We start from the raw sequence: 11,615 nt of genomic DNA, 5'->3' as shown, positions 1-11,615 counted from the left end.
CGCAGAACGTTCCGCCGAGGGCGGGATGATCCCCGCTCTCCCGCCCTCGGCGGAACGTTCTGCGTGCACGAAGGAAGCTGCGATCATGCACCCCTGGGCCGACCGGAGCAGCCGGACCAGGGGTGCCGGCCCGGTGCCCTGGCCCGGGCTCTTCGATCCGGCTCCCTGATCCGGCTCCTTGGTCCGATCAGCTACAAGTACTGACCCGTGTTGGCGATCGTGTCGATGGACCGGCCCGCTTCGGTGCCCTTGGTCCCGGTGATGAGCGTGCGGATGTAGACGATCCGTTCGCCCTTCTTGCCGGAGATCCGTGCCCAGTCGTCCGGGTTGGTCGTGTTGGGCAGGTCCTCGTTCTCCTTGAACTCGTCGATACAGGCGTTGAGCAGGTGCTGCATCCGCAGCCCCTTGACGCCCCCCTCGATGAGCTCCTTGACCGCCATCTTCTTCGCCCGGGCGACGATGTTCTCGATCATTGCGCCCGAGTTGAAGTCCTTGAAGTACAGGACCTCCTTGTCGCCGTTGGCGTAGGTGACCTCGAGGAAGCGGTTCTCCTCGGTCTCGGCGTACATCCGCTCGACAACCCGCTGGATCATGCCCTGGCAGGTCGCTTCCCGGTTGCCGCCGTTCTCGGTGAGGTCCTCCGGATGCAGCGGTAGATCCGGCGTGACGTACTTGGCGAAGATGTCCTTGGCCGCTTCGGCGTCCGGACGCTCGACCTTGATCTTGACGTCCAGTCGGCCCGGACGCAGGATCGCCGGGTCGATCATGTCCTCACGGTTGGACGCGCCGATCACGATCACGTTCTCGAGCTGCTCGACGCCGTCGATCTCGCTCAGCAGCTGCGGGACGATCGTGTTCTCGACGTCCGAGGACACCCCCGACCCGCGGGTCCGGAAGATCGAGTCCATCTCGTCGAAGAACACGATCACCGGCATGCCCTCGGACGCCTTCTCCCGCGCCCGCTGGAACACCAGCCGGATCTGCCGTTCGGTTTCGCCCACGTACTTGTTCAGCAGCTCCGGACCCTTGATGTTCAGGAAGAACGCCCGTCCGCTGCCCTGGCCGGTCTGGGCCTCGACCTTCTTCGCCAGCGAGTTGGCCACCGCCTTGGCGATGAGCGTCTTGCCACAGCCGGGCGGGCCGTACAGCAGGACGCCCTTCGGCGGCTTCAGCTTGTGCTCAAGGAAGAGATCCTTGTAGAGGAACGGCAGCTCGACGGCGTCCCGGATCGACTCGATCTGACCCTTGAGACCGCCGATCTGCTCGTAGCCGATGTCCGGCACCTCCTCGAGGACCAGTTCCTCCACCTCGGACTTGGGGATGCGCTCGAAGGCGTACCCCGACCGGGTCTCGATCAACAGTGAGTCCCCGGCCCGCAGGCGCCCGTCCAGCAGCGGCTGGGCGAGCATGACCACCCGCTCCTCGTCGGTGTGGCCGATGACCAGTGCCCGATCGCCGCTTTCGAGGATCTCCTTGAGCAGGACGATCTCACCGTGACGTTCGAACGCTCGTGCGTCGACGACATTGAGGGCCTCGTTGAGCATGACCTCCTGTCCGGGGCTCAGATCGCCGACGCCGACGTTCGGCGACACCGTCACCCGTAGCTTGCGGCCCTGGGTGAACACGTCGACCGTTCCGTCGTCGTACGACCCGATGAAGATCCCGTAGCCGCTGGGCGGCTGGGCGAGTCGATCGACTTCTTCCTTCAGGGCGATGATCTGATCGCGAGCTTCGCGCAGTGTGGCCACGAGTTTGTCGTTCTGTCCGCTGACACCGGCGAGATCCGCCTGTGCCTCGGCTAGGCGCTCCTCAAGAGCGCGGACCTGCCGCGGCGACTCGTTGAGCCTGCGCCGCAGCATCGCCACCTCCTCCTCGAGGAAAGCGACCTGAGTTGTGAGCTCGTGTACTTCTTTCTCGTACGCCGAAGCTCGTGGATCACCATCACCTGGACGGCCCGAACTCCCACCGGAGCCAGAGCCCGAACGGGGACCGGACACCGCGCCTCCACCTCCCCCGTGCTGACCGGGACGCACCCAACACTACCGTTGTGACCGCCGCTGGCACGCCGGTCTGACGACTACGGGCCTGCTTTGGCGTAAACAGCGAGTTACGGTGCCATGGTGACAGACGATCGGAGCCCTGTGGCAACGCCCACGAATTTCTCTGAGGCATCGACGCCCTCGACGTTGCGGGTACGCGTGGACCAGGACGCATGTACCGGCGACGGTCTCTGCGTCCAGCTCGCCCCCGGTGTGTTCGAGTTCGACGTTGACGGTCTGGCATACGTGAAGGGGCCCGACGGCGAGTTGCATACGCAGGCCGGCGAATCGGTGCTGGTACCGCTGCCGCTGGTCAGCGACGTCGTGGCTGCCGCAGACGACTGCCCGGGCAGCTGCATCTACGTCGAGCGCCCCGACGGGACCCTCGAGGCCGGTCCGGGTTCCTGAGCGCCTCGCCCGGGTTTCTGAACGTCTCGGATGCCCGGGCACACGCGGGAGCCTCGACATCCCGCCGTTCGGAGCCGGCCGGGATGTCGGGAATCCGACACCCGATGACGTCGATGTCAGGAATCCGACACCGCAGGAGGTTTCTGGGTCTTCCCGGGAATCTCTGTTTCGTCGGGATGCGCGCCCTTGGCGGGTCGCCTCCGCCGCGGCGGGGCGGTGACCCCGTCGGCCAGCCGCCGGGCCGTCACGAGGAAGCCGGTGTGGCCGACCATCCGGTGATCGGGGCGTACCGCCAGCCCGTCCACATGCCAGGTGCGCATCATCGACTCCCAGGCGGCCGGTTCGGCGAACGTACCGTGGCCGCGCAGTTCCTCGACGACGCGTCCCAGCTGCGTGGTGGTGGCGACGTAGACGCAGACGACCCCGCCCGGCACCAGGGCCGCGCTGACCGTGCCCAGCACCTCCCAGGGGGCCAGCATGTCCAGGACCACCCGGTCGATGTCCCGTTCGGTCGCCTCGAGCAGGTCCCCCACGTGCAGGACGTGGGCGGGATGCGGCCCACCGAAGAAGGTCTCGACGTTCCTGCGCGCGATCTCGGCGAAGTCGGCCCGCCGTTCGTAGGAGACCACCAGCCCGCGGTCACCGACGGCACGCAGTAACGAGCACGACAGCGCCCCCGAACCCACGCCGGCCTCCAGCACACGCGCGCCGGGGAAGATGTCGGCGTAGGTCACGATCTGCGCGGCGTCCTTCGGATAGACCACAGCGGCACCACGCGGCATGGCCAGGACGAAGTCGGTCAGCAGCGGGCGCAGCGCCAGGTACGGCGTCCCTCCGGTACTGGTCACGACCACACCCTCGCTGCGGCCGATCAGGTCGTCGTGCTCGATGGCGCCGGCGTGGGTGTGGAACTGGCGGCCGGGGTCCAGCATCACGGTGTGCCGCCGTCCCTTGGGGTCGGTGAGCTGGACGCGATCGCCCTTGGTGAACGTTCCGCGGCGATTGTCCGCGCCGATGGGTGGACGGTTCACCGCTGGTTCGCCAACCGGCCGATGCTCGCCGGATCGATGCGGGCAACCAGGTCGACCATGGCGAGAACACCCACCGGGCGACCGCCCTGGGTCACCAGATACTCGGTCGCGGGTGTGCTGCCTACCGCTGCCAACAGATCCTCGCCTTCCAGTTCCGCTTCCAGCACCATGCCGGGGGAGATCGTGCGACTGACCTCGTCCACGGTCATCCACGGCCGGCGGTGCTCGGGGAGGGCGTCCACCGCGGAGCCGGTCATGACCTTGATGGGCGTGCCGTCGGAGTCGACGACGGCCACCGCGCTCGCACCGAGTTCCCGGGCGCGGCGAAGTGCCTCGGCCAGCGGCACGGACCCCTCCACCGGTAGGGTACGACGCGCCAACCGCCCGGCTGACACCCCCGGCAGGCGCATCCGGATCTGGGCCTGGCGCAGCGACTGGTGTGCCCCCACGGCGATGAACGCCGCCACCACCAGCAGATAGAGGCCGTCGAAGCGGCTACCTGGCGAGAGCAGGGCCCACAGGGCCAGCAGGCCGGCAACCACGTAGCCGCCGTACGCGCCGGCCCGGGCACCGCGCAGCCTGTCCCTGGTGCCGCCCCAGACAGCGGCCACGACCAGCCGGCCACCGTCGAGCGGAAGACCGGGCAGCAGGTTGAACACGCAGAGGACAAGATTGGTCATGGTCAGGTCCAGAACGACCACACCGGGCTGCGTGCCACTGTCCAGCACGGTCAGCAGGGCGAAACCCGCGCCGGCCAGCACACCGTTGACGGCCGGTCCCGCGGCGGCCACCAGGAACTCCCGGGCGGGGGTCTGCGGCTCGGGTTCGATCTCGGTGAATCCCACGAACCCGTGCACGGTCACCCCACGGACCCGCAGGCCGAAGCCGAGGGCCGTCAGGCAGTGGCCGATCTCGTGCATGACCAGGGACGCGATGAATCCGGCGGAGGTGATCGCAACCAGCAGGTACAACTGCCCCTCCGTCACGTCGGGCAGGCGCTCACGATTGGGCTCGAGCAGCAGTACACCGATGATGAGGCCGAACAGCAGTGCCAGCGGGGACAGGTACACCGGTACACCGCGAACCCGTCCGACCAGCATGCCGGGCGGTCGGCGACCGTGTCCGCCCCCCTGTTCGCCTCCGCCCGCGCGGTGGGAGGCGTGACGCGGTACCTGGTCAGGCTGATCTGCCATGTCTGCGATGCTACGGAGTCTTTCAGGTGGCGGGACACCCCGTGACCGCGGTGGACGCCGACGGCGCCGCCGAAGGCCGGGGTCCGATGCCGAGGGCCCGAGGCCGGGTGGCCGGATTGTCGGAGCAGCCGCCTATGGTCCGAAGGCATGAGCCCGTCCATGGACCAGCCTCCTGCGCCCGGTGGGGACGCTCCGCATCCCGCGGGCCGGATTCGCATTGTCGGGTCGCTCTCGCCGTCGCGAGCGGGCGACTTCATGAACTGTCCTCTGCGCTACCGCTTCCGGGTGATCGACCGCCTGCCCGAGCCACCGAGTTCCGCCGCGGTGCGTGGGACGGTCGTCCACACCGTCCTGGAACGACTTTTCGATCATCCACCGCCGGAACGCACGATTGCCGGCGCCGAGGCACTGCTGGAGCCGGCATGGCGTGACCTGCTCTCCCGGGAGCCGGACCTGGCCGCGCTGTTCGAGAACGAAGCCGAGCGGACCGTGTGGATGGATTCGGCTCGTTCTCTGCTCGCCGGCTACTTCAGCCTGGAGAATCCGGCCAGGCTCGCCCCGGCGGCCCGGGAGCTGTATGTCGAGCACGTACTCGAGTCCGGAGTGCGGCTGCGTGGCTACATCGACCGTCTCGACGAGGCGACGACCCGCGACGGCCCGGCGTTGCGGGTCGTCGACTACAAGACGGGGCGGGCGCCCGGCCCCGCGTTCGAGGGCCAGGCGCTGTTCCAGATGAAGTTCTACGCCTACCTGATCTGGCGGATCCGTGGGGTGGTTCCCCGTGAGCTGCGGCTGTACTACCTGGCTGACCGGACCTGGTTACAGGTGCAGCCCGACGAGGGGGATCTGCGTGCCACCGAACGGAAGATCGACGCCGTGTGGTCGGCCATCAGCCGGGCCCGGCACACGGGCGACTGGCGGGCGACCCCCAGCAGGTTGTGCGACTGGTGCGATCACAAGATCCGATGCCCGGCGTTCGGCGGAACACCGCCGCCGCTGCCCATATCCGACCGTCCGGACACGGATGCCGACGCGGTGACCGATCATCCTGCACCGGCAGCACACCCGACAGATGCGCACCAGACAGATAGCTGACAGTCGGTTGATGACAACCCGGCAAGGTGTGCGTCCGAACCCCGTGTCCAGCATTGCCGGTCGCTCCACATCCAAGTTTCGGCAGGTATTCGGATCGCCTCCGGGCCGGGCGACGTTAGGAAGTCGAGGACGACGTCAGGAAAATCGAGGGCGATGCTCGGACAAGGGTGGGGCAGTACCAGGAGCCACATGGATCTGATCCGATGAATGGTTCGCCGCCGCGGGGTCGGTCATCGCCGGGATGAGTGCCTCCGGCGGAGACGATATTGATCCATTCCGGCCGGCACCGGCCCGAAGACAACCAGCAAGATGTCAACATTTGTTGAGCGTCCGGACAGATTGTATCAGCACATTGTTCGAAAGGAGCTTATTCCATGAGCCGAGCGGGCCGGATCTCCGGTGCCGATCCCTACGCGCCGGTTGGGTCCCCGGATTCGGCCGCCTCCGGCCACGGGGCGGCGAGTACCGCTCCCGCCGCCCGGGCCGCGGGCCTGGTCAAGATCTACGGATCAGGGCAGACCGCGGTCACCGCCTTGCGGAACATCGACGTCTCCTTCCCTCGCGGCCGCTTCACCGCGATCATGGGACCGTCCGGGTCGGGGAAGTCGACCCTGATGCACTGCCTGGCCGCCCTGGACACGGTGACCAGCGGCCGGGTCTACGTCGGTGACGTGGACCTGTCCAGATTGTCGGACAAGCAGCTCACCCAGCTCCGGCGTGACCGCATCGGGTTCGTGTTCCAGCAGTTCAACCTCCTGCCGACGCTGACCGCCGCGGAGAACATAACCCTTCCCCTCGACATCGCCGGGCGCAAACCCGACCGGGAGTGGATGCGTGCGGTGGTCGACGCCGTCGGACTCGCCCCGCGGCTGGGACACCGCCCCTCGGAGCTCTCCGGCGGACAGCAGCAGCGGGTCGCGTGCGCCCGCGCTCTGGTCACCCGGCCGGACATCGTGTTCGCCGACGAGCCCACCGGCAACCTCGACTCCAGGTCGGGCTCGGAGGTGCTGGCGTTCCTCCAACGGTCGGTTCGCGAGTTCGACCAGACCGTCGTCATGGTCACCCATGATCCCACCGCGGCGTCCTTCTCCGACGAGGTCGTTTTCCTCGCGGACGGGCGGCTTGTCGACTCGATGCCGAACCCGACCGCGCAGAGCGTTCTCGAACGCATGAAACATCTCGACGATCTTCAGCAGGAGGCGGCCCTGGTGGGCACGCCGCCGGACGGCCTTGAACCCCAGCCCCGGCAGAACACCGACCCGATACAGGATCGATGGCACGAGCCCGGTCACGACCAGCATGGCCACGAGCACGAGCACGAGCACGACCACGGATCCGCGGGCAGGGTCTGAACGATGTTGCGCGCGACCCTCAAGAGTCTGCTGGCTCGTAAGATCCGGTTGGTGCTGTCCGCGCTCGCGGTCGTAGCCGGAGTCAGCTTCGTCACCGGCACGCTGATTCTCACCGACACGTTGAACCGGACCTTCGATTCGCTGTTCGCCAACATCTACCAGAACGTGACCGTGTCGGTCCGGGCGACCAACGCGGTGGACGACAGCTCCGGTACCAGCAGCAGACAACCCCTTCCCACGTCCGTGCTGGAAACCGTGCGGGGCGTTGACGGCGTACGCGCGGTCTTCGGCAACGTCGACGGATCGGCGGTCGTGGTCAACCCCCGTACCGGCAAGGCATTCGACACCGGCGGCGGGCCCGCCCTCGGCACCAACTGGGACGGTGACAGCCCGGTGTCCGCGGCGGAGATCGCCACGGGTCGCGCGCCGCAGGGCTCGGAGATCGTCGTGGACAAGGCCACCGCGGACAAGGCGGACCTGCGGCTCGGGGAGCGGATAACCGTCCTCACCAACGGCGGACCGGGCGTCTACACCCTGGTCGGGACGTTCCGGATTGCCGGACAGGACAGTCTCGGCGGCGCCGCGGTAACCGTGTTCGACACCGCCACCGCACAACGCGTACTGCTCGCCCCGGGCCAGTACACGTCGATCAGCATCGCCGCCGCCGACGGCATCTCCCAGAGCGAGCTTCGCGACCGGATCGCCCGGATGCTCCCCACCGGCGTCGAGGCGGTCACCGGGAAGCAGCTGACCGACGAGAACGCCAACACCGTCCAGCAGGCCATCGGAGGCTTCTCGACGTTTCTTCTCGTCTTCGCGGGCATCGCGGTCTTCGTCGGCGCCTTCATCATCTTCAACACCTTCACGATGCTGGTGGCCCAACGGGTGCGGGAGCTGGCCCTGCTGCGCGCGCTGGGTGCCAGCAGACGGCAGGTGCAGCTCGCGGTCCAGCTCGAGGCGGGGATCGTCGGATTCGTCGGAGCCACCATAGGGCTGGTGCTCGGTGCCGCTCTGGCAGTGCTGCTGCGGGCTGCGACCGCCGCGGTGGGGGTGTCCCTACCCGAGGGGGGCCTGGTCTTCGCACCACGGACGATCATCGTCGCCTACGCCGTCGGGATCGTCGTCACGGCCGTCGCCGCTTTCGTTCCCGCGCGCAAGGCGGCGACGGTACCCCCGATAGCGGCGATGCGAGAAACCTTCGTCCTACCTGCGCGTTCGTTGCGCAGCCGCGGGATCGCCGGTGGCGCTCTGGCGCTCATCGGCGCCGCGCTGCTGGTGTTCGGCCTGGCAGCAGCCACGGGCAAGGGCGCGGCAGCCGTGGTCGGCGTCGGGGCGGGTCTGGCCTTCCTCGGTGTGGCCACCCTCTCGCCGTTGCTGGCAAGGCCCGTCACCAGGGCCATCGGCAGCCCGCTGCCGGCCCTGTTCGGTGCGACCGGGCGACTCGGGCGTGAGAACGCCATGCGCAACCCACGGCGCAGCGCGTCGACGGCGTCGGCGCTGATGATCGGCCTCGCGCTCGTGAGCGCGTTCTCCGTGCTTGGCCAGTCCATCAAGAAGTCGGTGACGGAGACGGTCAGTAACAGCCTGGGCGCGGACTTCTACCTCACCTCGACCAGTTTCGCGCAGGGCTTCAGCGCCGATGTTGCCCGTTCGCTACGGGGCAAACCCGACATCGAGCTCGTCACGGGGCTGCGGTCAGACACGGTGAAAATCAACGACAAGAAGAAATCGGTCACCGCCGGTGATCCAGCAGCGCTACCGACGTTGCTGGCTCTCAAGACCGCAGCCGGTGATCTCCGGGCGCTGGGCAGGGGCTCGATCCTGATCGACGCGGACACCGCGAAGGAGCAGAAGCTGTCCGTGGGGCAGGCGGTTCCGGTCGTGTTCCCCGACGGGCCCACGACGCTGCGTCTGGTCGGCACGTTCGACAAGAGCCAGGTGGCCGGGCAGTACCTGATCTCGCTCGACGAGTTCAACCAGCGCTTTCCCACCAGCACCCTGGACTTTTTCGTTCTCGTCAAGACGGAGAAGAACGCGGACCTCGCCCAGGTACGTCAGGAGATCGACGCCACGGTCAAACCCCATCCGAACGTGGAGGTCCGGGACCAGTCCGAGTTCATCAGGCAGCAGGAAAAGCAGGTCGATCAACTGCTGGGCTTCGTCTACGTCCTGCTCGCGCTGGCCGTCGTCATCGCCCTGTTCGGGATCGTCAACACGCTGGCCCTGTCGGTCATCGAGCGGACCCGCGAGATCGGGCTGCTGCGCGCGGTCGGCATGAACAGACGGCAACTACGCAGGATGGTCCGGCTTGAGGCGGTTGTGATCGCGGTGTTCGGAGCGGTGCTCGGGGTCGCGGTCGGCAGCTTCCTCGGCTGGGCGTTGACCATCGCGCTGAAGGAGCAGGGCATCAACACCTTCGCCTACCCGACAGCGACGATCATCGCCGTTGTGATCGTCGGCGGTCTCCTCGGCGTCCTCGCTGCGATCTTTCCGGCACGCCGGGCCGCGAAGATGGACATCCTGCGGGCGATCGCGACCACCTGATCCCTCCCGCGTGCCCTGATCACGCATACCGACGCTCGATCAGGCCGCCGCCGAGGCCCTGGACACCGCCACCTTTCACCCGCGCCCGGGGTGACAACCCATGAGGACGTCGCCCCGGGCCGCTCAGTGACCCGAGAACCTGGGCCTGCGGCGACGGGAGAAGCATGATCCCGTCGACTTTGGTCCGCTAAGCGGACAAGGTCTGCCGGTCGTGGTCGGCAGACGAGTCGCTTGTGGCACAGACGACACCGACCAGGACGTCGAGAGAGACCCCGAGTGCCCCGGCCAGGGCAGCCACGGTGAAGAACGCCGGTGTCGGGATCCGCCCGGTCTCTATCTTGCGGACGGTCTCGGAGGACAGCCCGGCGGCGGCAGCGACCTCCACCATGCTGCGGCCGCCACGGGCCTCGCGCAGCGCTGCCCCGAGCCGCCGGCCGCGTTCCCGATCCATCGCCGTCAGCGCAGTCCTCACCATGACCGTGATACTAATACCGGGATAGTTATTGGGCGCGCGGGAGTGAGGTGAGGGCGTGGTCGAACTCAAGACGGACGCGGCACTGGCGGCGATGCGCGAGGCGGGGCGTGTCGTCGCACAGGCGCTTGCGGCGGTCCGTGCCACCGCGCAGGTGGGGTCGAGCCTGCTGGAGCTGGACGAAGTCGCCGCGACGACGATTCGCGAGGCCGGCGCCCAGCCGGCGTTCCTGCACTACCTGCCGTCTTTTGCACCGACGCCTTTCCCGGCGGTGATCTGTACGTCGATCAACGACGTGATCGTGCACGGCATCCCGGACGGCTACCGTCTGCGTGACGGCGACCTGGTCAGTATCGACTGCGGCGCGCAGCTCGACGGCTGGACCGGTGACGCCGCGGTCAGCTTCGTCGTGGGCACACCACGCCCGGCCGATCTGCGGCTCATCGCCACGGCCGAGCAGGCCCTGGCCGCAGGTGTCGCCGCAGCCCGGGTCGGCGCCCGCATCGGGGACATCTCCCACGCGATCGGCTCCGTATGCCGGGCGGTGGGCCTTGGCATCCCGGACGGCTTCGGCGGGCATGGCATCGGCCGGCACATGCACGAGGACCCCCACGTCCCGAACGACGGCCGGCCCGGCCGGGGCCTGCGGCTGCAGCCAGGACTCGTCCTCGCGATCGAGCCGATGGTCACCGCCGGGGGCGGCGACCGGTACCGCGCCGCCCCGGACGGATGGGCGCTGCACACCACCGACGGTGATCGCGCCGCTCATACCGAGCACACCGTCGCCATCACCGAAGACGGCCCCCGCATCCTCACCCTGCCCTGACAGCGATCCATCCAGGGTCAGAGCGCCGGCCAGGTAACCATGCGTGACCTGGTGAACGGCAGCACGTGTCGACGCGTGTCTGTCGATTCGTACCTGAGGTCAAGACGCCCTGCGACATGGGATGCCGCGTGGAACATGCCGCCGATCCTTATCTTCTCCTTCAGTTGCTAATATTTGCAATTGGTAAGGTCGCCGTGCTGTGTGCGGGAAACGGCCCGCAGTTCGACAGGCGGACCGAACGGCGACGTGGAGCTCGGCGAGGCGGAGTGGATGGGGCGCACGAGGGTGGACCGGTGACGCGGCGGCGGGCTGCAGGGCTGCGTCGGTGAGCACGCCCCTCTACCAGCTGAAGGCAGAGTTCTTCAAGACGCTGGGGCACCCGGTGCGCATCAGGGTGCTGGAACTGTTGGCGGTCGCGCGGACGATCCTGACCGGGGTGCTGACCGGCCAGGCCGAACTGCTGCAGGACCTGCGCGCCGTCGCGCCAGGGGCAGGGCCGCCGCCACAGCAACCACGACCGTCGTAGCCGGTCCCGCGTCACCCGGCATCCACCCCACGCCGGACCCCAGCCGGTCGGGGCGACGGCTTCCGATACACGACTTCCGATCACTTTCCGATCACCGCGAAGGAAACCATCACCGACATCAGGAGCATG

10 protein-coding genes are annotated in these 11,615 nt (G+C 68.0%); 6 read left to right on the top strand and 4 right to left on the bottom strand.

Annotated elements, in window-relative coordinates; all coding sequences use genetic code 11:
• Positions 1–191 precede the first annotated feature (191 nt).
• On the bottom strand, positions 192–1,997 hold the full coding sequence (gene arc, locus CV1CTNOD_RS12100) for a proteasome ATPase (protein WP_131766884.1): 1,806 nt from the start codon (positions 1,995–1,997) through the stop codon (positions 192–194).
• A 120-nt stretch (positions 1,998–2,117) separates the two neighbouring features.
• Here arc and CV1CTNOD_RS12095 point away from each other — a divergent pair, with 120 nt between their 5' ends.
• Complete coding sequence (locus tag CV1CTNOD_RS12095; protein ID WP_131786212.1) at positions 2,118–2,447, top strand: ferredoxin; 330 nt, start codon at positions 2,118–2,120, stop codon at positions 2,445–2,447.
• A gap of 116 nt (positions 2,448–2,563) precedes the next feature.
• Here the strand turns inward: CV1CTNOD_RS12095 and CV1CTNOD_RS12090 are convergent, their stop codons facing one another.
• On the bottom strand, positions 2,564–3,478 hold the full coding sequence (locus CV1CTNOD_RS12090; protein ID WP_131786211.1) for a tRNA (adenine-N1)-methyltransferase: 915 nt from the start codon (positions 3,476–3,478) through the stop codon (positions 2,564–2,566).
• The gene (locus CV1CTNOD_RS12085; protein WP_242606619.1) at positions 3,475–4,671 is read right to left on the bottom strand and encodes a site-2 protease family protein; all 1,197 of its coding nucleotides are present in this window, start codon (positions 4,669–4,671) and stop codon (positions 3,475–3,477) included. The genes CV1CTNOD_RS12090 and CV1CTNOD_RS12085 overlap by 4 nt, the downstream gene beginning before the upstream one ends.
• Before the next feature lie 147 nt (positions 4,672–4,818).
• Between CV1CTNOD_RS12085 and CV1CTNOD_RS12080 the strand changes: the two genes are divergently transcribed.
• From CV1CTNOD_RS12080 to CV1CTNOD_RS12070, 3 genes are all read left to right on the top strand, one after another.
• A complete protein-coding gene (locus tag CV1CTNOD_RS12080) occupies positions 4,819–5,766 on the top strand; it encodes a RecB family exonuclease (RefSeq protein ID WP_431607103.1) in 948 nt (315 codons plus the stop codon).
• Positions 5,767–6,140: 374 nt separating this feature from the next.
• Entirely contained in the window at positions 6,141–7,118 is a 978-nt protein-coding gene (locus CV1CTNOD_RS12075; RefSeq protein WP_131786210.1) for an ABC transporter ATP-binding protein, read from the top strand.
• A gap of 3 nt (positions 7,119–7,121) precedes the next feature.
• Positions 7,122–9,662 (top strand): ABC transporter permease, encoded by a 2,541-nt coding sequence (locus CV1CTNOD_RS12070; protein WP_131786209.1) that lies wholly within the window; start codon positions 7,122–7,124, stop codon positions 9,660–9,662.
• A 187-nt stretch (positions 9,663–9,849) separates the two neighbouring features.
• On the opposite strand, the gene CV1CTNOD_RS12065 is transcribed toward CV1CTNOD_RS12070, so the two are convergent.
• Positions 9,850–10,137 carry a helix-turn-helix domain-containing protein gene (locus CV1CTNOD_RS12065; RefSeq protein ID WP_131786208.1) on the bottom strand — a complete coding sequence of 96 codons (288 nt, stop codon included), beginning with the start codon at positions 10,135–10,137 and terminating at the stop codon, positions 9,850–9,852.
• A gap of 55 nt (positions 10,138–10,192) precedes the next feature.
• Between CV1CTNOD_RS12065 and map the strand changes: the two genes are divergently transcribed.
• Together map and CV1CTNOD_RS12055 are read left to right on the top strand one after the other, a co-directional pair.
• Entirely contained in the window at positions 10,193–10,960 is a 768-nt protein-coding gene (gene map / locus CV1CTNOD_RS12060; protein ID WP_131786207.1) for a type I methionyl aminopeptidase, read from the top strand.
• Between the two features lie 325 nt (positions 10,961–11,285).
• Positions 11,286–11,486, top strand: a complete 201-nt coding sequence (locus tag CV1CTNOD_RS12055) for a hypothetical protein (RefSeq protein ID WP_131786206.1) — start codon at positions 11,286–11,288, stop codon at positions 11,484–11,486.
• Positions 11,487–11,615 lie beyond the last annotated feature (129 nt).

The organism is Protofrankia symbiont of Coriaria ruscifolia, assembly GCF_900634745.1.
Lineage (GTDB): Bacteria > Actinomycetota > Actinomycetes > Frankiales > Frankiaceae > Protofrankia > Protofrankia californiensis.
Note: the sequence above shows the minus strand (reverse complement) of the source record. Positions and strands in the feature narration are given on the sequence as shown.